This window comes from Photobacterium sp. WH77, from assembly GCF_022014395.1.
GTDB lineage: Bacteria > Pseudomonadota > Gammaproteobacteria > Enterobacterales > Vibrionaceae > Photobacterium > Photobacterium arenosum.
Window position 1 is genome coordinate 93,087 of sequence record NZ_JAKLTE010000003.1, and the last position, 21,753, is coordinate 114,839.

Annotated in this window: 17 protein-coding genes; 9 read left to right on the forward strand and 8 right to left on the reverse strand. The window is 49.0% G+C overall.

The features are described 5' to 3' along the window. Positions 1-118 precede the first annotated feature (118 nt). From L6J37_RS04260 to L6J37_RS04270, 3 genes are all read right to left on the reverse strand, one after another. On the reverse strand, positions 119-292 hold the full coding sequence (locus tag L6J37_RS04260; RefSeq protein WP_237794242.1) for a hypothetical protein: 174 nt from the start codon (positions 290-292) through the stop codon (positions 119-121). 184 nt (positions 293-476) lie between these two features. Then, on the reverse strand, positions 477-2,753 hold the full coding sequence (locus L6J37_RS04265; protein WP_237794244.1) for a DEAD/DEAH box helicase: 2,277 nt from the start codon (positions 2,751-2,753) through the stop codon (positions 477-479). Next, entirely contained in the window at positions 2,747-3,451 is a 705-nt protein-coding gene (locus tag L6J37_RS04270; protein ID WP_237794246.1) for a hypothetical protein, read from the reverse strand. The genes L6J37_RS04265 and L6J37_RS04270 overlap by 7 nt, the downstream gene beginning before the upstream one ends. Before the next feature lie 880 nt (positions 3,452-4,331). On the opposite strand from L6J37_RS04270, the gene L6J37_RS04275 reads away from it, so the two are divergent. From L6J37_RS04275 to L6J37_RS04285, 3 genes are all read left to right on the forward strand, one after another. Then, positions 4,332-6,212 (forward strand): monovalent cation:proton antiporter-2 (CPA2) family protein, encoded by a 1,881-nt coding sequence (locus tag L6J37_RS04275; protein WP_237794249.1) that lies wholly within the window; start codon positions 4,332-4,334, stop codon positions 6,210-6,212. A gap of 327 nt (positions 6,213-6,539) precedes the next feature. Next, positions 6,540-7,025, forward strand: a complete 486-nt coding sequence (locus L6J37_RS04280; protein ID WP_237794251.1) for a hypothetical protein — start codon at positions 6,540-6,542, stop codon at positions 7,023-7,025. 225 nt (positions 7,026-7,250) lie between these two features. Next, positions 7,251-8,234: an LLM class flavin-dependent oxidoreductase gene (locus tag L6J37_RS04285; protein WP_237794253.1), complete on the forward strand. Its 984-nt coding sequence runs from the start codon at positions 7,251-7,253 to the stop codon at positions 8,232-8,234. Positions 8,235-8,282: 48 nt separating this feature from the next. Here the strand turns inward: L6J37_RS04285 and L6J37_RS04290 are convergent, their stop codons facing one another. Next, positions 8,283-9,203 carry a DMT family transporter gene (locus tag L6J37_RS04290; protein WP_237794255.1) on the reverse strand — a complete coding sequence of 307 codons (921 nt, stop codon included), beginning with the start codon at positions 9,201-9,203 and terminating at the stop codon, positions 8,283-8,285. 93 nt (positions 9,204-9,296) lie between these two features. Between L6J37_RS04290 and L6J37_RS04295 the strand changes: the two genes are divergently transcribed. After that, positions 9,297-10,193, forward strand: coding sequence for a LysR family transcriptional regulator (locus L6J37_RS04295; protein ID WP_192014920.1), 897 nt, complete (start codon positions 9,297-9,299; stop codon positions 10,191-10,193). Positions 10,194-10,376: 183 nt separating this feature from the next. Further along, positions 10,377-10,769 (forward strand): helix-turn-helix domain-containing protein, encoded by a 393-nt coding sequence (locus L6J37_RS04300; RefSeq protein ID WP_442957002.1) that lies wholly within the window; start codon positions 10,377-10,379, stop codon positions 10,767-10,769. Between the two features lie 15 nt (positions 10,770-10,784). On the opposite strand, the gene L6J37_RS04305 is transcribed toward L6J37_RS04300, so the two are convergent. Genes L6J37_RS04305 through L6J37_RS04315 form a run of 3 tightly spaced genes read right to left on the reverse strand, consistent with a single transcriptional unit; the run spans position 10,785 to position 15,511 of the window. Next, positions 10,785-11,066, reverse strand: coding sequence for a hypothetical protein (locus L6J37_RS04305; RefSeq protein ID WP_237794257.1), 282 nt, complete (start codon positions 11,064-11,066; stop codon positions 10,785-10,787). Next, complete coding sequence (locus L6J37_RS04310; protein ID WP_237794259.1) at positions 11,063-14,242, reverse strand: efflux RND transporter permease subunit; 3,180 nt, start codon at positions 14,240-14,242, stop codon at positions 11,063-11,065. The genes L6J37_RS04305 and L6J37_RS04310 overlap by 4 nt, the downstream gene beginning before the upstream one ends. Before the next feature lie 12 nt (positions 14,243-14,254). Next, a complete protein-coding gene (locus tag L6J37_RS04315) occupies positions 14,255-15,511 on the reverse strand; it encodes an efflux RND transporter periplasmic adaptor subunit (protein ID WP_237794261.1) in 1,257 nt (418 codons plus the stop codon). Positions 15,512-15,864: 353 nt separating this feature from the next. Here L6J37_RS04315 and L6J37_RS04320 point away from each other — a divergent pair, with 353 nt between their 5' ends. After that, complete coding sequence (locus L6J37_RS04320; protein WP_218384045.1) at positions 15,865-16,794, forward strand: AraC family transcriptional regulator; 930 nt, start codon at positions 15,865-15,867, stop codon at positions 16,792-16,794. A gap of 175 nt (positions 16,795-16,969) precedes the next feature. Here L6J37_RS04320 and yghU read toward each other — a convergent pair whose 3' ends face one another. Beyond that, positions 16,970-17,827, reverse strand: a complete 858-nt coding sequence (gene yghU, locus L6J37_RS04325; RefSeq protein ID WP_192014914.1) for a glutathione-dependent disulfide-bond oxidoreductase — start codon at positions 17,825-17,827, stop codon at positions 16,970-16,972. Positions 17,828-18,772: 945 nt separating this feature from the next. Between yghU and L6J37_RS04330 the strand changes: the two genes are divergently transcribed. Genes L6J37_RS04330 through L6J37_RS04340 form a run of 3 tightly spaced genes read left to right on the forward strand, consistent with a single transcriptional unit; the run spans position 18,773 to position 21,741 of the window. After that, entirely contained in the window at positions 18,773-19,795 is a 1,023-nt protein-coding gene (locus L6J37_RS04330; RefSeq protein WP_192014913.1) for a TRAP transporter substrate-binding protein, read from the forward strand. A gap of 57 nt (positions 19,796-19,852) precedes the next feature. Continuing rightward, positions 19,853-20,428, forward strand: coding sequence for a TRAP transporter small permease (locus L6J37_RS04335; protein ID WP_192014912.1), 576 nt, complete (start codon positions 19,853-19,855; stop codon positions 20,426-20,428). Between the two features lie 26 nt (positions 20,429-20,454). Beyond that, the gene (locus L6J37_RS04340) at positions 20,455-21,741 is read left to right on the forward strand and encodes a TRAP transporter large permease (RefSeq protein ID WP_192014911.1); all 1,287 of its coding nucleotides are present in this window, start codon (positions 20,455-20,457) and stop codon (positions 21,739-21,741) included. Positions 21,742-21,753: the final 12 nt, after the last annotated feature.

The window sequence follows — 21,753 nt, forward strand, 5'->3', positions numbered from 1 at the left end:
GTTTCTTGAATTCAAATATGATTGTTGAGCAGAAGCATTGTCAGGCATACATCAATGACTTAACCTCCGTAATTACCGCGCAGGCGGTAATCCATACAGCGATTACAGTTACAAGTTGCTATGTCTGAGTTTGCTGGTATGTCGCGCTTGAGTCCGGTGGTTTACTTGGCATGAACTGATGCGCGCCAGACACTCTTTGCTGGCTCAAAGAGTGCCCAGAAAAGCCTTTGATTTCGCTGGTTTTGTCCGGGCCGGTTGTAGGCGCTCCCAGCGCCGACAACCTAAAATTCATCCATGAATTTTTCCCTGGAAAGGTGGGACATTCTATTTTCAAACTCGTTTTTGGACAAAAGTGAGCTAGACGTTACAGACTAGCTCTCCCGTATAAGATTAGTAAATGTATGTAGAAAGTATCAGGGCATAATTAATGACCTGCCCCCGCAGCTCCGCGCTGTCTGCTGATTCCTCCTGCAGCCTTATGGCAGATACCAGTCTACGAGTTCCCTAACATTATCTGAGGAGCCAATAACATCTGGCTTAAACAAGATATTTTCTTCAGAGATAGATTCAACGTACATTGATATTTCTTTAATCTCTTCTGGAGGAAATCCATACCGTAGCAACAATGTATGAACAGTATCGTTAGTGCCGTACTTTAATAGCTCTACCATCTTTAACGCCTTGGCATCTTTAGTATAATTATGATAAATACTAAAAGCTCCGATAAGCACGTCTGATAAAGAAAATGAGATTACCGTATCCAAATAATCGTAGGTATCAAATACGACAGCATCGTAACTCACGTCCTTAGATTTTGTATTTTTAAACAGTGGATATTCATTAAATACCCCACTATCTGGTAGTTTATTCGCAGGCTGAGTGAAGTTGGCATCCAAGTTTTGGTTTTTGCCTCTATTTGAAATATAGCTATACCTTATTCCTACAATTTCCTTAAAGCTTCGTCCTTGAATCAAATGAAAGAATATTTCGATTGCAGTATCAAAGACGTTCTTCTCTCCAGAAAACAAAGGTCTACCTAGCGAGATTTCATAAATAGCCCTTAGACAATCTTTTGTCACTAGCCTATTTTCTCTATTGCCCCTGCCAAACAGCTTTGCTCCAAATCCATCTTCATACATAAAATATAAAACGGACTCCATTAGCTCTAGGGCTTCTTTCGTTGAGAGCCTATCCACTTTAGTTAAAGGAAGATTCATCTCTTCATCAAATGTACCTTCGATTATTGAAGAAATAAGCTCTCTTTCATCATCCAATCCTTCTATATCTTGTTCGAGAAGTGATTCTTCAGATAAAGTAAATGGTGTATTTAAACGCGATGAAAGTAATACAGGATTCTTTGTATATACATACCCAAAATCAAACACTGCATCCTTAGAAAGTCGTCCACTACGTCCTATCAAATTTTTGAATGCTAGTGCTTTGTCTTCTTCATCACCACCCTGCATTCTCATATTGTCCAACCAAACAACATCGAATGGCATGTTGATACCTTGGGCTAATGTACTAGTAGCAAAGCAAATCTTTGCATGCCCCTGCCTGATAAATTCTTCAATCAGGAACCTCACTTCAAGAGGTACAGAACCATGATGAATGACTACCCCTTTTCTTAGCAAACTAACAAGATTAGAACGATGGTCTTGCTCATTTGCTCCAATCAACAATTCAACCTCTTGAATTATAGATGTTGCAGATTCATCTTCAATTAAGCCAAATCGGTCGACATACTTCTGAAAATCATCGATAAAGTCCCCTCGATATAATGACGCTTTAGACACAAAAACCAGAACTGTATGAATACCATTGAAAGCAATTTTCTCAAATTTTTCATTCAGTTGGATACTATTCTTTACATGATGACCTTGCTCTTTATACGGTGAGAAATAGTAGTCTTTCTTGTTACTGTGACCAAATACAAATGCTTTACCAACAGTATTATGAGGGTATGACCGAGAATATGCTTGACTCTCGTCCAACGCGTGCTTCTTCATTTGGGCGTCAGGGTTATCGACAAAAGGATGTGCAAATACTAGTTTTGCTTCTGGGTAGGCAGCCTTAACTCGCCTAACTAAAACATCAAAAATAACCCCTCTTTCAGCTTCTTCTGATACTTGAGCCTCATCAAAAAAGAATAACGAGATATTCAATTTGTCTTTATGTGAAAAAATTTCTCTAGCGCGCTCAGGGGTAAGAACGAAAATTCGTCTCAACTTTCTGCTTGTAAACACACAATCAACAAAGGAAGAGATCATAACCTGCTTATTGTCCTTAAAACGCTCCCTCAAGGTCGCCATATACTCAGCAATAAGTGCTCGAGATGGAACAACTATTACGCTATCTTCTTCTTGCTCAAAAATATAATCCCTTAGAGAAAAAGATTTACCTGCACTGGTTGGCGCTGATATTGAGGTGTATCTATTTTCTTCTACCGCTAATCGCACACTCGCTTGGACTGGGGTAAGCCATTCACCAAATCTTTTTTTGTTTTCTCGTCCAATTCCTGCCAATAAAAAAGAATATAAGTCCGTTGGGTTCTCATCTTTATAAAACAATCCAAGAACTGACAGCACCTTAGATTCAAAGCTTTTAAAAACTTCAGAATGAAACAGTTTGTAATAGGTTAACGCCTGTATGACTTCACGATCCACTGGGCCATCTTGATGAAGTGTTTCTATTAATTCGCCAACACTAACTTGCGGGTGAGCATCTGCCTTAATGCTTCTAATATCTAACATACAACAACTCCAATGACGTAAGCACATTGAACTTTTTCAAACAGTCCAGACTCCTGAATGCTTTCTATTGCATTATCCATTATTGAATCGTGATCTTTTGAGTTTATAGAAAATGCAGCTATGGCACCAAACTTGTCATCGTCCAAATTCTCTATAGATTTTGGGGACACTAAATTGACTAAATGTGCCCGATCCCTAAAATGCTTTTCTTCATTAATGAAGCCTTCTGCTTGTGGTATTGCTTTACCATGAGGGTTTACACTCCCAGAAAATTTTGCCTCACCAAAGTTTATTAGCTGTTCTGTACACTCGGTGTGGAAATCAAAACCTTCATTTTGTTTGAGCTGAGGTTTCCATATCTCGGCGATAGGTAGTGCTATATGATCAAAGATAACTGATAATGAACGAGCTGAACTGATAGAAACCATAACTTCGCCAAACTCAGCACCTAATTGATGGTCACCAGAAAACTTCTTAAAGATCTCCACTAAAGCATTAGCGGTCTCTCTAGCTGTATACTCATAAGTCCTTCTGGTACCTTTATCTAGATCAAGCATCCATGAAGAATCAAGCACTGCCGAAGTTAGTTTTTCAGAGATCTTGTCTAAATCGGAAACAGCCACAATACATGCTTTGACGTTGCTGCTGTCGTGGTAACGAGAATGGGTACATCCCCATTCTTTATCAATTTTGTCCAAATGCATCACCTAACCAATCTATATGAAAGGTTGCTTCAAAATTGAAACTACAACCATTCAAGGTATCTGTTATGTGTATAGTAGCATTAGTTGTTTTTTATAAACCCAATATATTAATGATTTAAATCACGATTTATATCATTAAATGCGCTCATCAATATCACATCTAGGATCCTAAGCCATTGGGAAACATCATCAGAAGCAATTACTTCATAGCTCTGAAAGCAAAAAATGACAAGAGTCAGGTTTGGCTTTTTGCCCTCCATTCGCTCTGCTGCTGATTGCAACTCATTTAGGGGCAAAAACGAGTTTCGAGCCAAACTATTTCCTCATCCCCAGGGTAAAAATTCAGGACGAATTTTTAGGTTGTCGGTGCCGGGAGCGCCTACAACCGACCCGGACAACACCAAAGAATAACAAGGGCTTTCTGGGCACTCTTTGGCCCGACAAAGAGTGTCTGGCGCGCATCACACAATGCCAAGAAAACCACCGGATTCAAGCGCGACATACCTCAGCCGTACCAAAATCCCCAGCCTCAACACCCCAAAAACGCCAAAGAAACCCACTCCCCAAGGGAAAAAATACATGGATGTATTTTTAGGTTGTCGGTGCCGGGAGCGCCTACAACCGGCCCGGACCACACCAAAGAACAAAAAGGGCTTTCTGGGCACTCTTTGGCCCTGCAAAGAGTGTCTGGCGCGCGTCACACCATGCCGAAAGAAACACCGAACTCAAGCGCGACATACCTTCAACTCTACTGATATCCCGGTACACACCCTCCCCTATCCCAAAACTCACCTTTGAAAATACCACTCACTGACATATAACTATCAGACTGTGCTCAAAATTCGCCCACCACGCCAGTCAAAAGGAAGTAACCATGACGGAATATCTCATCTATGCCTTTATCTATCTGATTGCAGCCGTGATTGCCGTGCCGCTGGCGCAGCGCTTTGGCCTCGGTTCCGTGCTTGGTTATCTGATTGCCGGGGTGGTTATCGGGCCGGTCATCGGCTTAGTGGGTGAAGAAACCACCTCTATTCAGCACTTTGCCGAATTTGGTGTGGTTATCATGCTGTTTCTGGTCGGCCTTGAACTGGAGCCAAAATCGCTCTGGGCCATGCGGCACCGGCTCATCGGACTGGGCGGGTTGCAAATTGGTCTGACAGCCTTGGCTTTTACCGGCGCTGGGCTGCTTTTCGAATTGCCCTGGACGCTGGCACTGGCAATTGGCCTGATTCTGGCGATGTCCTCAACCGCCATTGTGCTGCAAACCTTCAACGAAAAAGGGCTCGGCCGGACCGAAGGCGGTAAAAATGCATTTTCTGTATTGCTGTTTCAGGACATAGCCGTCATCCCCATGCTGGCGCTGCTACCGCTGCTGGCATTGCCCGAGTTGATTGCGCAGGCACAATCAGTGACAGCGGCGGCGGCCGAACACCATGAAGAACTCAACCTGGTAGCGGGATTGCCCGGTTGGGCTTATGGTCTGGTGATCACCGCCTCCATCGCCTTTGTGGTGGTTGGCGGCCACTACCTCAGCCGCCCTTTGTTCCGCTTTGTCGCCGCTTCAGGTCTGCGGGAAATTTTTACCGCCACCGCTCTGATGCTGGTGCTGGGTGTCTCTATCCTGATGAGTTTGGTGGGTTTATCGCCGGCGCTGGGGACTTTTCTTGCCGGTGTGGTACTGGCAAACAGTGAATTTCGTCATGAATTGGAATCCAACATCGATCCCTTTAAAGGGCTGCTACTGGGCTTGTTCTTTATAACAGTTGGTGCCGGTATCAATTTCAACATTCTGTTCAGCGAATTCTTTACTGTGATTGGGCTGACACTGGGCATCATGCTGGTAAAAGCGCTGGTGCTCTTCCTGCTGGCGTTGATTTTCCGGATTCGCAACAGTAACCGCTGGCTGTTTGCCCTGAGTCTGGCTCAGGCCGGTGAGTTCGGGTTCGTTCTCATCAGTTTCACCGTCCAGAATCATGTTCTGCCCCCAGCTCTGGCACAAACCTTGTCTTTGGTGGTTGCGCTGTCGATGATGTTCACCCCCGGACTGTTCATTTTCTACGACAAAGTCATATTGCCGCGCTTTGAGCATTCCTCCAATGAGCGCGAAGCCGATACCATTGATGAACAGGGCACAGTAATCATTGCCGGAATCGGCCGCTTCGGGCAAATCGTTAACCGCCTGCTGATCGCCAACGGCATCAAAACCGTGGTGCTGGATCACCAGTCGACCATCATAGATACCATGCGACGCATCAATACCAAGGCCTATTTTGGTGATGCCACCCGCCCGGACCTGCTGCACACAGCAGGAATAGAGCAGGCCGCCATGGTGGTGGTTGCGATGGACACCCCGGAAAGCAGCATTATGCTGGTCAAACATATCAAGCACACTTACCCTAACGTCAAAATCCTGGCCCGCGCCTACGACCGTGGCCACAGTTACCGGCTCCGTCAGGCAGGTGCTGATGTGATTGAATCTGAAACCTACCATTCAGCACTGGAAATTGGTGCCGCCGCCCTGCGGGAATTGGGTCTCCCGCCTCGCCTGGCACAGCAACAGAAATCCGCGTACAAACGCGTGGATGATGAGCTGTCTGCCGGTCTCTATCAGGCCTGGCTGGGCGAGTCGAACGAAGGCGAGCGGTTTGATAATAACTACCTCAAACTCTTCAGGCAGTTTGAAGACAGAATCCACGAAGAAATGGCATTTGAGCGCTCAAATCATGATACTGAAGAAAACCACAAAGCATGAGTCGCGCTTGATCTAAAAAACACCATAAATTGACAGGTTGTTTCATGATGCTTGGTATGACAAGGGTCGTGATTCAGCCTCATCCTTTACTGACAATTTTGATAAAAATGTATTCAGTGATCTCAGTCGAAAAAATACTTTAAAATAAGACATCTCATTCTCCAATTTATTTCTTCGGGACTATATTCAGACTAACTCCAGATATTAATGAGATTAACAAGCCGTATCAATGGAATTATTGGAGTTATAGCTAGTTTTGTTTTTATTCACAAAAACATCACCAAACTTTAAGACAAATGATGATAATCCAATGAAAAGGAGAATATAATGACTCAAGCACTAACCAACTTAACTATCCAGTCTGTCGAAACTCGTGGACCATTATATGAGCGCGGTTGGGAGTTTTACTCTGTCGATTTAAACTCAGGTGTTGGCGGAAATTATATTTATGTTGGTTTTCAGAAAGAAGAACAGCCAAGCGATCCAATCACTTCCGTCACCTTCAAAGCTTATGATACAAAACAAGATAACAGCATGCCGGGCTGGGAGTGGTCTGCAGATGATTTGAATGCCGGTGCTGGTGGTAAATATATTTACATGTACTGGAAAAAAGGTGAACCAAATAAACAGCCTATTACTAGCCTGATGTTTATGGTTCTTGAAGAAAGTACACCACCAACAATGGGTGGCTGGGAAGTCATTCATCAAGATTTGAATGAAGGTTCAGGTGGCCCTTATATCTGGCCATATTATTCAAATGAATTCTCTGGCAACCAAATGAAATTAAAAGTAAATAAAAACAAACCAGAATAATAGATTTATAATTATTACTTAAAAATTTATTTTTATGACAGGTGCAAAATATAGCTTATTTTGCACCTTTTCTGATCATGTAAAAGCATCACTCCAGACCTTATTTATTGATTTTTAATGTTTGATGTGAACGATCCATTCGAAGCAAAATTCTGTCTGTTTACCAGTCTGTAATAAACAGGCATAGTCAGGCAATCATTCATTGTTGATATGAAAGAAGGGTCCATGACGCTACCGCCTCGCTCAATTTTAGATTTAGCCCCTGTTGCTGAAGGGGCCGATTTTTCGTCCACTTATGCGCGCTCTGTATCGCTGGCGCAACACGCTGAAAAATGGGGTTACAAGCGGTTCTGGCTGGCAGAACACCACAACATGCCCGATATTGCCAGTGCTGCCACCTCTGTGCTGCTCAGCCATATAGGAGCGCACACCTCTTCCATCCGGCTGGGTTCGGGCGGGGTGATGCTGCCCAATCATGCGCCATTAGTGATTGCCGAGCAGTTCGGCACCTTGGAAGCGCTGTATCCCAATCGCATCGATCTCGGTCTGGGCCGAGCGCCGGGCACCGACTATCCCACCATGCATGCGCTGCGCCGCGATCCGGAGCGCATGGACCCCAACTTTGATGAACTGCTGGAAGAGCTGCAGTTTTTCATGGGGCCGGTGTCACCCAATCAGCCGGTCAAAGCGTATCCTGGTTCGGACTCTTCAGTCCCCATCTGGCTGTTAGGTTCCAGCACTTACAGTGCCCGACTGGCCGGTATTAAAGGTCTGCCGTTTGCTTTTGCCTCTCACTTCGCGCCGGATGCCATGATGAACGCAATACAGATCTACCGTGAGCATTTCCAGCCTTCAGAGCAGTTGGATAAGCCGTATGTGATGATAGGCGTGAATATCATAGTGGCGGATACTGATGACGAAGCGCAGTATCTGGGTACCACGGAAAAACAGAAGTTTCTTAATATGACCCGCGGCGTTCAGGGCAAAATCCCGCCACCGGTCTGGAGTATGGAGTCAGTTTGGCTGCCTCATGAGAAGTACCAGATCGAAAAACAGCTGCGGGAATCCATTCACGGTGATCAGGACACAGTCCGGACCCGCTTGATCGAATTGACAGAACGTACACAAGCCGATGAAATCATGGCTAACGCCCTGATCTTCGACCATGAGAAAAAGCTGCGTTCCTACGAGTTGCTGGCGGGGCTGTAATAATGGCCGGGAGTGGTGACACTCCCGGCTCTTGAAGCCGACATGAGTTTATACCGCCTGCGTCGCTTTCCTGAATACCGACAGCCTTGGCACCAGTAACCCCAGAATCACAATCGCAATCCCGACCAGTTGCAGCTGCGTCACGGCCTGCCCCATCAGGTACGCAGTGAGCACGGCAAAGACGGGCACAAAATTAAAGAACAGTGCCGCCGTAGGCGACCCCAGCTCCCGGACACCGTTCAGCCACAGCAGATAACCCGCCACAGTACCGAACAAACCGATGTACGCCACTTCAATCAGTCCGACTGACGAGCTGCCCAGCAACTCGGCAAAGGGTTTCACCTCGGGTGTAGCCAGACACATCAGGCCAATCACAGCCGCCCCGCTGACCATGCCGACAAGCGTATAGGGGATCACAGGTACCCAGCGGCTGATTCCCTGGCTGCAGTAGGTGTAAAAGCTCCATGCCAGCATGCCGGAGAAAATCATCTTATCGCCCTGATTAAACGCCATGTTCAGTAGCGCTTCCAGATGGCCATTAGTGATCACCATCAGCACACCAGACAAGCTGACAACAAGGCTGAAGCATTGCGGCAAGGTAGGTAAAGTCCGCCTTGCTACACAGGCTATCAGCGCCGTCATCAGAGGACTGAGGGCCATAATCAGCGAACCGTTGGTGGCCTCCGTGTGCTCCAGCCCGGTGAACAGGCCCAGGTTCAGGCCACCGACACCCACTGCACTGACCCCAATCACCCAGCACCATTGCTTCACCGTTAACACAAAACGTTCTGATCCAATCAGTTTCAGATAGATCGCAAGACAAATTGCCGCGATCACAAAACGCCAGAACACCAGCGTGAGTGCATGCACTTCGTTAAGTGCATGTTTACCAATTGGAAAGCAGCTGCCCCAAAAGAAGGTACAGATAATGAGCAGAACAACGGCTTTCGTTGTTGATGAAGCATTCATAGTCACTCCAGATGACTTGTCACATGATAACCGCTAGTCTATTGGTTTCATGATCTGAATAAACAGGCATTATCAGCATGGTAAATCCCAAAAATGAAATCTAACTACTCTCTCGACGATCTGCGCTGTTTTTGTACCGTCGCCCGGCTGGGCAGCTTTAAAACAGCCGCTGAACATTTAAGTATGCCACTGTCGACACTCAGCCGGCGGATTCGTCAGTTAGAAACAGACCTGCAGTTGCGATTGCTGAACCGGGATGCCCATAGGGTTTCGCTGACCCATACCGGTCAGCAATATTTTGAACGCTCCAGCACACTGTTTGATGAGCTGAGTGATATCGGGGAAGATCTGCACAGAGACAAGCATGAGCCGAAAGGAAAAATTCGTATCAGTGCGCCGATCAATGCAGGCTCCCAGTTTCTGCGTGATATCTTTTTCGACTTTTTGCTGCAGTATCCTGATATTCAGTTAGATCTGCAGTTTTCCAACACTCTGATTGATATTGAAGCACAGGCGATGGATGTGGTCTTTCGTGTCGGCACCCCTGCGGTAGAAAACTGGATAGCCCGTCCGCTCAAAGATATTCACTTCATTGTCTGTGCTCATCCCGGGTATCCGGTGCAGTCCATCACTCACCCGGAGATGCTGAGCGACCATCCGTCGATCCTCTGTCATCCCATGTCGCTCTGGCAACTGGTGCATTCAGAAACAGGCACGGAATATGATCACCAACCCGTCAAAGGCCTGCGTCTGGAAGTCGATGAAATCCGCTTGCTGACCCATGCCATCCAGTCTGGCCTGGGCATAGGTTATATTCCTGACTATTTTGCCCTTCCTATGATCGCAAATGGCGAACTCAACAGAGTCCTCCCGGACTGGTGCAGCAAACCCCGCACCCTGTTTATGCTCTATCGCGACCGCGATCATCTGCCAATGCGGGTACGGCTGTTCGTTGAGTTCGTCATGACACGGTTTGAGGCGATAGCATGATCCGTTACCGGCTCTCGCAACACGGTCCCTGCTTACGCAACAAAAAGTTAGCGCCTGAGAACCTGTTCAAGCATAGAGGTGGCTTTCACTGACAGGCTCAGCAAAACCATCAGAACGGCAATGATGATATGAAACCCACTAAACTCTGCTGTCATACCTGCGACAGACAAGCCAACTGACAGCATGCAGCTGACACACGCGTTATTTTTTGAGGAGCTGCAAGATGCCCGTGAAACCTGTTTATCCCTGCCTTTACCATCAGACAGACGTCTGTCTGCATGGCTCAATGCACTGCACCTGGATCAGCAAAATGCCCCGTCACTGAAAGTGTTAAGTGAACAGGTTGGCGCCAGCAGTAAAACCATCAGCCGGCTGTTTATCCGGGAAACCGGGATGCCTTATCAGGACTGGCGCCAGCAATGGCGGTTACTGAAAGCCATCGAGCTGTTATCTGCCGGGCTTCAGGTTAATGATGCAGCGTACCGGCTTGAATTTTCCAGCGACAGTGCCTTTATCGCGTTTTTTAAACAGCAAACCGGACAAACCCCGTTGCACTATATTCGGGGCGGACACTGAGCCTCCGGCAAAAAGTCAGAGCTCAGACGGCTCGATCTGCCAGATGATCTGCCCGCCCTGCTCACCCCGGCAAAGGCCCATAATCACAGTCTCTGTCAATCCGGCCGTCTGCTCAGGCAAGCTGGTCAAAACGGCCGGATTCAACAGATGCTGCCAGGCCTCCCCATTGTATTGCGAAGCCTCCCGAGAGGCCTGAAACAGCCTCTCGGGTGACAGTGAGCTGTTTAGCACAGGAGAGAAGCTGACTGCACTGTACAGCAGTATGCCGACGCATGTGTCCTGCCAGATATCACTCATGATGCCTCTTGAACGCTTTCCAACGTGGGGGGCTCTGTTGTCGCCTGTGCTTTCTGCTGTCCGCGTTTTGCCAGCAGGTAATAAAACAGCGGTGTCAGCAACAGACCAAACACAGTCACACCTATCATGCCCGAGAAGACCGCCACGCCCATGGCCTGACGCATCTCGGCGCCCGCGCCGGTGGAATACACCAATGGCGCCACACCCATAATAAATGCAATAGACGTCATCAGAATCGGACGCAGTCGCAACCGGCTGGCTTCCAGAATCGCGTCTTTCACCGAATAGCCTCGATCCTGCAGCTCTTTGGCGAACTCCACGATCAGAATCGCATTCTTGGTTGCCAGCCCGACCAGTACGATAAAGCCGATCTGGGTCAGGATATTGTTATCCCCGCCGTAGAGCACCACGCCACTGAGCGCAGACAGCAGGGTGAGCGGAATAATCAGAATGATCGCCAGCGGCAGGCGGACACTTTCATACTGAGCGGCCAGGACCATGAACACCAGCAGGATCACCAAGGGATACACGTACAGGTTAGAGTCCCCGGTGATCATCTGCTGATAGGTCAGCTCGGTCCACTCATAGCTCATGCCCCGCGGCAGGGTGTCAGCCAGTATTTTCTCAATGGCCGCCTGCGCTTCCCCGGAGCTGTAGCCGGGAGCCGGTCCGCCATTGATTTCAGCCGTCATAAAGCCGTTGTAATGCATCACGCGATCCGGTCCGGCGCTGTCTTTCACATTGATGAAAGAGTCAATCGGCACCATGTCCCCCTGCGCATTGCGGACTTTGATCTGGCCCACCTGCGCGGCATCCTGACGATATGCCTGATCCGCCTGCATATTAACCTGATAAGTACGGCCAAACAGGTTCAGATCATTGACGTACGTTGAGCTGAGATACCCTTGCAGGGTCTGGAAAAGCACATCCAGGTTCACGCCCTGCTGCATGGCCTTAGTGCGGTCGACCTCGATATCCAGTTGCGGTACGTTGACCTGATAGCCGGAAAAGACCCCGGCCAGCTCAGGGATCGCAGCTGCCTTTTGCATCACCGTCATGGTTGCCTGATGCAAGGCCTCAAAACCCAGCCCGTTTCTGTCTTCAATCTGCAGCCGGAATCCGCCGATAGTGCCCAGGCCCATCACAGGTGGCGGCGGGAAGACAGCAACGAACGCCTCTTCAATGCCGGCATACTGCTGATTCAGCCGGGCAGCAATCGCGTTGGCACTGGCTGCCGGATCCTGACGTTTGTCGAAATCATCCAGCGTCACAAACACGATGCCGCTGTTGGACGCATTGGTAAAACCATTGATGCTCAGTCCGGGGAAACCCAGAGTCTTGGTGACACCAGCCTGCGCCAGCGCCAGATCGGACATCTTTTCCAGCACCGCATCGGTGCGATCCAGCGACGCGGCATTCGGCAATTGCGCAAAGGCAATCAGGTACTGCTTGTCCTGCGCCGGAATATAGCCGGTTGGCGTGGTGGCAAACTGATAGCCCGTGAAACCCAGCAAGGCAACATAAGCCACCGATGCAATGGCACCGGCCCGGATGACTTTGCGCACTACCACGCCATAACCGCCCGACAAGGCACTGAAAAAACGGTTAAACGGATTGAACAGCCAGCGGCCGAACAGCCGGTCCATACCTCGGGTCAGCCAGTCTTTCGGCGCATCATGGCCTTTGAGCAACAGCGCCGATAACGCCGGGCTCAGGGTCAGCGAATTGATCGCGGAAATAAAAGTAGAAATGGTAATGGTGAGTGCAAACTGCTTGTAAAACTGGCCGGTCAGTCCGGTCATAAAGGCCGTCGGAATAAACACCGCCGCCAGCACCAGTGTGGTGGCCACAATCGGCCCGGTCACTTCGCGCATGGCTTTCACCGTCGCATCGACCGGGGACAATCCTTCACTGATGTTCCGCTCGACGTTTTCCACCACCACGATGGCATCGTCCACTACGATGCCGATTGCCAGCACCAGGCCAAAGAGCGACAGCGCATTGAGGGAGAATCCCATCAGAAGCATAAAGGCGAAAGTGCCGATCAGCGAGACAGGCACCGCCACCAGTGGAATAATTGACGCCCGCCAGGTTTGCAGGAACAGCACCACCACGGCAACCACCAGCAGCACTGCTTCCAGCAGGGTCTGAAAGACCGCTTCAATTGATCCGCGCACAAAGACAGTTGGGTCATAGGCGATTTCGTAAGATACGCCTTCCGGGAAATCTTCCGCCAGACGCGCCATGGTATCGCGCACATCATTGGAGATTTGAATCGCATTCGAACCCGCGGCCTGGAAAATACCGATGGCGGCGGCATCCTGATTATCAAGCGTGGAGCGCAGCGCGTAGGAATCTGCACCCAGCTCAATCCGCGCCACATCTTTCAGGCGGCTGATCTCACCCTGCTCCCCGACACGGATAATGATGTTTTCAAATTCCTCTACCGTCGACAGACGCCCTTTGACATTGATCAGTAACTGATAATCCGAATGGCTTGCAGGCTGGGTACCCAAACTGCCTGCCACAGCCTGCTGGTTCTGCTGGCGGATCGCCTCGGCGATGTCGGACGGCGTGAGGTTCAGCGCGGCGACCTGATTGGGATCCAGCCAGACCCGCATGCTGAAGTTGCCGGCACCAAAGGAGCGTACTGAGCCGACACCGCTGACTTTCGCCAGCTCATCTTTGACCTTGAGATTGGCAAAGTTGGACAGATACAGCATGTCATAGCGGTCGTCAGGCGAGAACAGATGCACCACCATGGTCAGGTTCGGCGAAGATTTTTCCGTCACCACGCCTTGCCGCTGCACCTGCTGTGGCAGACGCGGCAACGCCCGGTCAACCCGGCTTTGTACCTGCGAGACGGCGAGATCTACATCTGTGCCGATGGCAAAAGTGATGGTCAGTGTCATCATGCCGTCTGCGGTGGACTGCGAAGACATGTACAGCATGTTCTCCACACCATTGATTTCCTGCTCCAGCGGCGAAGCCACTGTCTGGGCAATCACGCCCGGATTAGCACCGGGATAATTGGCCGTGACCACCACTGTCGGCGGCACCACTTCCGGATATTCAGTCACCGGCAACTGCCAGACCGCAATACTGCCGACAATGACAAACAGCAGCGACAACACAGAAGCAAATACCGGTCTGCGGATAAAAAATTGTGAAAACATAGTCTGTCCTGATTACTGTGCGTCGGTTGATTGGCGGGCGGTCAGCACACCGCTTGCTTCCACACTGTTGTCTTCTGTGTGCCACTGCTGATAGCGGTGAATATCGGCCAGTTGCTCTGTGGTGGCCATTTCCACAACTTTCGGCGCAACCTGCATACTCGGCCGGATCTTCTGCAGCCCGCTGACCACAATTCTGTCCTCTGTCGTCAGGCCGGATTGCACCACACGCAAACCGGCGACTTTCTCACCCAGGGTCACTGGCTGGTAAGTCACCACGTTGGCATCATCGAGCTTAAGGACATACTTCCGGTTGAGATCGGTGCCGACGGCTTTTTCATCAATCAGAATCGCGTCATAAGGTTTGCTGGCGATCAACCGTAAGCGGGCAAACAGGCCGGGCATCAGCATCTGGGCTTTATTCTCAAAGGTGGCCCGCATCCGAATCGAGCCGGTCTGCTGATTGACACTGTTATTGATAAAATCGATATGGCCCTGATATGAAAATCCGGCATCGCCAGACAGTGCCATCATCACAGGACTGGAATCACGGGTTTCCGACACACGCACCAGATGGTTGCGGACATAATTGAGGTAGGTCTGCTCATCGACATCAAACCAGGCGTACATCTGTTCGGTCGACACTATGGTCGTCAGCTCGCTCTGGCCACTGGTGACATAATTGCCCTGCGTGACCTGCGCGTGTGAGACTCTGCCGTCAATCGGCGACACCACCTTGGTGAATGACAACTGCAAGCGCGCGTGCTTGAGCGAAGCTTTCAGCGCATCCAACTCGGCCCTGGCCTGCTGTAATGCCGCCTGACGGTTGTCATAGACATCGGCAGAAATGGCTTTGGTGGCGTTCAGTCGTTTGGCGCGGACAAACTCACTCTCGGCCAGTTTTAACTGACTCTGCAAACTGGCCTGCTGCGCTTCCAGCCGTTCAACTTCGGCGCGAAACAGGCGATCGTCAATACTGAACAGCACATCACCCTGATGAACCAGATCGCCTTCGCGGTAAGCCACTTCAGTCACGTAACCGGAAACGCGGGGTTTGAGCACCACTGTCTCGGGTGCCTGCAAACGGCCTGTGTATTCATCCCACTCAGTGATACGTTCACTGAGCACCGTCGCCACATTGATGGCAGGCAGCGGCGGTGATGCCGGAGATTCATTGCCGATAGCTGTCCCGGAGGCGGACACCAGAAAGACAGACATGCCACCAAGAAGCTGTTTCCTGAACACGTTTCTGAATGGGGTGAATAGGGTCATCAGGCAATCCTCTCTGACTTTGATACGCGAAATTCGATAAATGCAATGTCTTATCCGAACCACTAAAGAGGGATCGGATTTCACCTTGTCATTCTATGTTCCATTCAGCGTATTGATATTGTCGAAAGCTCGGAGAAGATTGCCTATTTCTACAAACAGATCAATTCAGCAAGTAATCACACCAGTAGCGGTAAAGATTACAGACTCTTGAGTCTGTAAAAGACAGAAACGCGCCACAGCTGATATCTTGCCTTTTCCTACACAATCCTTGCCTAATCCTCTAATTGTCATTATGAGATAAAACAGTGGCAGTACGCTTGCCTTATACTCTATAGTCGTATGTGGATGAGAAAATGGTGAGTGACACTATGACGGGTACCCAACAAGAATTAATCAACCTGGTGAATCGGCATATTGACGGGCCGGGACTGACCGAAACGGCGTTGCCGGAGATTAAGCTGGTGCACAGCACGGAAAATACCTCCTGCTCACCCACCATCTACAGCCCTATGCTGTGTTTGCTGCTGCAGGGCGAAAAGCGCATTACGGCCGGGGCGCGTGAATTGTTACTGAAAGAAGGCGATTTATTACTGGTGCCTGTAATGATGCCTGTTGTCGGCGAGATCCTTCGCGCTTCAGAAGAGCAGCCTTACATCGGTATCAGTATTTCGCTGGATCTCAAGGAACTGACAGATTTACTGATCACCATGAACGAGCCACCCGAAGCCATTACCAAGTGTCCTTACTGCATCAGAACCGTGGCATCTGATGACGATATACTGTCGGTGTTCAAACGTTTTCTGGCCTTACTCGACCATCCGGAAGATGTCCCCGTTATGTTGCCGTTGCTTAAACGGGAACTCATGTTCAGGCTGCTGAAAAGCCCGGTAGGGGTTCAGCTTCGCCAGTTTTTGTTACGGGATACCCAGGCCAACCGCATCAGTAAAGTCGTCGAGCTGATCCAGCAGCGCTTTAAAGAGCCAATCCGGGTGCAGGAGCTGGCCGATATGGTTCATATGAGTCAGTCTTCGCTGTTCAACGCTTTCAAAGCCGTGACATCCATGACGCCGTTGCAGTTTCAGAAACAACTCCGGCTCAATGAAGCGCGCCGGATCATGCTACAGGACGGCATAGACGCCTCCGCCGCCAGCTACAGAGTCGGCTATGAAAGCCCTTCCCATTTCAACCGCGAATACAGCCGGCTGTTTGGCATCCCACCGATGACGGACATCAGCCGCCTGAGAGGCCACAAGCCAATGGTCGATGACAGGGTTCAAATGTAGTTCAGAGCTTTACCAACCCACTGAGTAAAAGCGCAGTAATGAGATTGCAGTGATCCTTTGAAGCAATCCTCACCGCCATAGGCGGTGGTTTAGGGATGACAATAAAAAGTGGCAGACGACGCTGCCACTTCTAAGCCTGTTGCTTACAACTACTGAAAAACGAGTGCTGAATAAATCAGGGCTTCAGTTTGAGCACAGCATCAATATCTGCGGCGCTGTGTCGCTCAGGGAGCACTTCCCATTCTTCACCGGACGTTCTGTTCACAATACGACCGCGCTGTACCGCCGGACGTTCAAGAATCGCTTTCGCCCACCGCTGCACATGCTGATAACTGCCGGCATCCAGAAACTCTGCCGCATCATAGGCATAGCCCAGTACCAGATTGCCGTACCAGGGCCAGATCGCCATATCAGCAATGCTGTATTCTTCACCGGCAATAAAGGTATGGTTTGCCAGTTGCTTATCCAGCACATCCAGCTGGCGTTTGGCTTCCATGGTGAAGCGATTGATCGGGTATTCGAACTTCTCCGGCGCATAGGCATAAAAATGCCCGAAGCCGCCGCCCAGATAAGGCGCAGAGCCTTGCAGCCAGAACAGCCAGTTCAGTACTCGGGTACGCTCGGCAATGTCGACCGGTAAAAAGTAGCCGAATTTTTCCGCCAGATAGACCAGAATAGAACCCGACTCAAACACATTGACAGGTGCGGGGCCGGATTGATCCACCAGCGCCGGAATTTTTGAATTCGGATTAACCGCCACAAAGCCCGAGGAGAACTGATCGCCATCGCCTATGTTAATCAGGTACGCATCATACTCGGCATCGGTAACACCCAGCGCCAGCAGCTCTTCAAGCATAATAGTAATCTTCTGGCCATTTGGCGTGGCCAGAGAATAAAGCTGTAATGGATGGGCACCCACAGGCAATGCCTGCTGATGTCTGGCACCGGAGTCGGGACGGTTGATACTTGCCCACTCACCGCCGTTTTCAGCATCCATAGTCCAGACTTTCGGTGGTACGTATTCATTTGCCATTCTGTTTACCTCATTGAATAAATTCGACCCTGACTGATACATATTGGGCCATTCTCTGCCAAATCACGGCCTCAAACGCTTGTGAGTTAGAACCCTTTACTATTAACAAGTTTCACAAATTATATAGGCCTGAATGACAAGGTTGCCTGAAACGCTTTTGCCTGTCCCGTCAGAGCAATACACACTTGGCTGCATAATTCAGCCCGCCCAGGCGCTTTGACTCTTTCACAAACCCTGCGCATTAACCCTTGCATAAACCCTGCGCATTAACAAAGAAAGACCGATGCACAATCAGAATATTGCAAAACCTGTGAAACCATCAGGGTGTATTCTTCATTATTTGTCCTTTTCAGATATATCTCTGTATCAAGGCACAAAAACACACACACTTTTACTTAGCATCAGGCACCTTATTATAAATAAGCTGCTTTACTTATTACCCCCATTTCCTGCTATGACTACTCTTGGCTTGTGTTTACCCTCTGTGAACAATAAACCAAAGCGTTAAAACGCCAGTGGCTAAAAATAGCCACACAATCATAAAAAACAACCGCAACAATCAGTAATAAACATTAAATTAATAATGACTGTTCGTTCCATGCTTCAGATGAGAAAATTAATTTAATTAATCGTTCAATTAAAAACAAATCATTGTTACCACTCTCTTAAACAAAGCCAACAAAAACAATGTCAACCTTTGTATGGATATTATTTATCACATTAAAAACCCTGACAAATAATCGTGACTCAAGTCACATCAGAAGACATTCCATCGACGAATTACTTTAATAAAAACAATAATATTGTCAGGGTATTAAAGGACTGACACTGAAAATTGCCACTATTCAACCGGATAAAAACCGCAATTAACCGTGCATTAAAACATCACGGATTAATTATTGTTGTCTGAAATGGCTTTAACGCATTCCAACAAGGAGGGACGTGATGTTTATTCACCGTCATATCAAGCAAATTGCTGCAATGTCTTGTGTTGCTGCAACTTTAGGATTTTCCACTCTGGCTAATGCAGATACCTGGCGTTACGCTCACGAAGAATATGAAGGCGATGTACAAGACGTTTATGCCCACAAATTTAAAGATTATATTGAAGAGCACTCTGACCATAATCTGAAAATATACCGCTTTGGTGAGCTGGGCGAATCAGACGATATTATGGAGCAAACCCAGGCAGGAATTCTGCAGTTTGTTAACCAGTCACCCGGCTTTACCGGCTCGCTCATTCCTGAGGCACAAATTTTCTTCATCCCTTACCTGATGCCAACAGACATGAAGGCGGTAATCAATTTCTTCAAAACCAGTAAAGCAGTGAACAACAACTTCCCTGCACTGTATGAAGAACAAGGCTTAGAGCTGCTCAAGATGTACCCTGAAGGCGAAATGGTGATGACGGTTGATGAACCTATTACCTCTCCGGAAGAGTTAAAAGGCAAAAAAATCCGAGTCATGACTAACCCTCTGCTGTCCTCCACCTATGAAGCTTTTGGCGCTACCCCGACCCCGCTGCCCTGGGGTGAAGTATACGGTGCCCTGCAGACCAATATGATTCAGGGCCAGGAAAACCCTATCTTCTGGATTGAGTCCGGCGGTTTGTACGAAGTCTCGCCAAACCTGATCTTTACGCACCATGGCTGGTTCACCACAGCTTCAATGGCCAACAAGAAGTTCTTTGATGGTCTGTCAGACGAAGACCAGGAAATGGTAAGGCAAGCGGCGGAATACGCGTTCAGCGAGACCATGAAACACATTACGGGTCTGGCTGAGAAATCCCTCGCTAAAATCAAGCAATCCAGTGACGATGTCACGGTAACGCGCTTATCTGCCGAGCAAATTGCAAAATTCAAAGAGCGTGCACCCCAGGTAGAAAAAACCTTTATTGAAATGACAGGGTCGGACGGTCAGAAACTGCTGGATCAGTTCAAAGCTGACTTAAAAGCTGCTCAACAATAATAAAGTCGTACGAGGTACCGCCTGACAGGCGGTACCTTACTGTTTGAGGAAGTTGTTATGTCCGATTCCGAATCATTGGAATACCACTCGGAATTGCCCGGTGTGCTCGGCAAAGTCGATACACTGATCAGTAAAATTGAATCCTTCATGCTTGCTACTGGCGTGCTGCTCATGGCCCTGAACACCTGCGTAAACGTAGTAGCGCGGTTCGGCTTTGGCCAGGGCCTGTTTTTCTCCGGCGAAATCAATCGCATACTTATTATTCTGATTACTTTTGCCGGCATCGGTTATGCTGCCCGCCATGGCCGCCACATCCGTATGTCTGCGTTCTATGACATGCTGCCTTTCAAAGGCCGGAAAATCGTCATGATCCTGATTTCAGTCATCACTGCCGCTATCATGTTCCTGCTGGCTTATTTTTCCTACCAGTATGTGCTGTCTGTTTTTGAACGTGGCCGTATTTTGCCAGCATTAGGTTTTGAGATTTGGTGGATATATATCTGGGTTCCCCTGGGGTTTGCCGTCACTGGTGTGCAGTACTTGCTGACTGCCTATAAAAATGCGACCAGCCCGGAAATCTACCTGTCCACCGGTGTGCTTGACGAGTACACAGATACCAAAAATAAAGCATAAAAAATGAAGTACAGAAGGTATTCACCATGGCAATGACCTTAATGCTGATCATGATAGTGATGCTGTTGATCGGCTTCCCTATGATGATCCCTCTGATTACCGCCGCCCTGACCGGTTTCTACATGATGTTTGGCGGTATGGGACAAATGGATACTTTTATCCAGCAGGTGCTGGGTGGGATCCGGCCGGCCTCTCTGATAGCCGTCCCTATGTTTATTCTGGCCGCTGATATTATGACCCGCGGCCACTCTGCTGATCGCCTGATCAATATGGTGATGACTTTTATCGGCCATATCCGGGGGGGGCTTGCCATCAGTACCGCCGCTTCCTGCACCCTGTTTGGCGCAGTTTCGGGCTCTACTCAGGCTACCGTTGTCGCCGTGGGTTCCACGCTGCGCCCCAAGTTGCTCAAAGCCGGTTACAGCGATTCTTTCTCGCTGGCCCTGATTATCAATGCCAGTGATATCGCCTTTTTGATCCCGCCCAGTATCGGGATGATCATCTATGGTGTCATTTCGGAAACCTCTATCGCTGAGCTTTTCATTGCTGGCGTCGGCCCCGGTCTGATGATTCTGCTGTTCTTTTCTCTGTATTGTCTGGCTTACGCCACCATCAATAAGGTACCGACAGAAGAACGCGCCAGCTGGTCTGAGCGCTTTGATGCCGCTAAAAGCGCCATCTGGCCGCTGATGTTTCCGGTGATCATAGTAGGCGGGATTTACGGCGGCATCTTCAGCCCGACGGAAGCCGCAGCCGTGTGCGTGCTTTACGCCGTGTTTCTGGAATTCATTGTTTTTCGCTCACTGGGCAGCAAAGATATTTACGCCATTGCCAAATCCACCGGTTTGATTACCGCGGTTGTTTTCATTCTGGTCGGTGTAGGGAATGGCTTTTCCTGGATCATATCCTTCGCGCAGATTCCGCAAATGATCCTGGAAGCGGTCGGCATTGATGAAATGGGCCCGCTCGGGGTGCTGGCATCCATCTCTGTGGCTTTCTTCATCGCTTGCATGTTCGTCGACCCGATTGTGGTGATTCTGGTGCTGACGCCAATTTTTGCGCCAGCCATCGAAGCCACCAATCTCGATCCGGTTCATGTCGGGATCATTATTACCTTGCAGGTGGCGATCGGCTCCGCCACACCGCCGTTTGGCTGTGACATCTTTACTGCCATTGCGATATTTAAAAAACCCTATTGGGAAGTGGTGCGAGGAACTGGCCCCTTTATTGCCATCTTGCTGCTTTCAGCCACCCTGCTCGTGATCTTCCCTGAAATTGCTTTATTCCTGCGTGACGTTGCGTTCGCAGACTAGCCACCAGCAGGG

Excerpts from the sequence above, each read along its gene's own strand:
- L6J37_RS04290 (WP_237794255.1), bottom strand. The coding sequence starts at position 9,203 with ATGAATGCTTCATCAACAACGAAAGCCGTTGTTCTGCTCATTATCTGT.
- L6J37_RS04300 (WP_442957002.1), top strand. The coding sequence starts at position 10,377 with ATGCAGCTGACACACGCGTTATTTTTTGAGGAGCTGCAAGATGCCCGT.
- L6J37_RS04285 (WP_237794253.1), top strand. The coding sequence starts at position 7,251 with ATGACGCTACCGCCTCGCTCAATTTTAGATTTAGCCCCTGTTGCTGAA.
- L6J37_RS04320 (WP_218384045.1), top strand. The coding sequence starts at position 15,865 with ATGGTGAGTGACACTATGACGGGTACCCAACAAGAATTAATCAACCTG.
- L6J37_RS04310 (WP_237794259.1), bottom strand. The coding sequence starts at position 14,242 with ATGTTTTCACAATTTTTTATCCGCAGACCGGTATTTGCTTCTGTGTTG.
- L6J37_RS04305 (WP_237794257.1), bottom strand. The coding sequence starts at position 11,066 with ATGAGTGATATCTGGCAGGACACATGCGTCGGCATACTGCTGTACAGT.
- L6J37_RS04265 (WP_237794244.1), bottom strand. The coding sequence starts at position 2,753 with ATGTTAGATATTAGAAGCATTAAGGCAGATGCTCACCCGCAAGTTAGT.
- L6J37_RS04295 (WP_192014920.1), top strand. The coding sequence starts at position 9,297 with ATGAAATCTAACTACTCTCTCGACGATCTGCGCTGTTTTTGTACCGTC.
- L6J37_RS04275 (WP_237794249.1), top strand. The coding sequence starts at position 4,332 with ATGACGGAATATCTCATCTATGCCTTTATCTATCTGATTGCAGCCGTG.
- L6J37_RS04335 (WP_192014912.1), top strand. The coding sequence starts at position 19,853 with ATGTCCGATTCCGAATCATTGGAATACCACTCGGAATTGCCCGGTGTG.
- L6J37_RS04280 (WP_237794251.1), top strand. The coding sequence starts at position 6,540 with ATGACTCAAGCACTAACCAACTTAACTATCCAGTCTGTCGAAACTCGT.
- L6J37_RS04260 (WP_237794242.1), bottom strand. The coding sequence starts at position 292 with ATGAATTTTAGGTTGTCGGCGCTGGGAGCGCCTACAACCGGCCCGGAC.
- L6J37_RS04315 (WP_237794261.1), bottom strand. The coding sequence starts at position 15,511 with ATGACCCTATTCACCCCATTCAGAAACGTGTTCAGGAAACAGCTTCTT.
- L6J37_RS04330 (WP_192014913.1), top strand. The coding sequence starts at position 18,773 with ATGTTTATTCACCGTCATATCAAGCAAATTGCTGCAATGTCTTGTGTT.
- L6J37_RS04340 (WP_192014911.1), top strand. The coding sequence starts at position 20,455 with ATGGCAATGACCTTAATGCTGATCATGATAGTGATGCTGTTGATCGGC.
- yghU (WP_192014914.1), bottom strand. The coding sequence starts at position 17,827 with ATGGCAAATGAATACGTACCACCGAAAGTCTGGACTATGGATGCTGAA.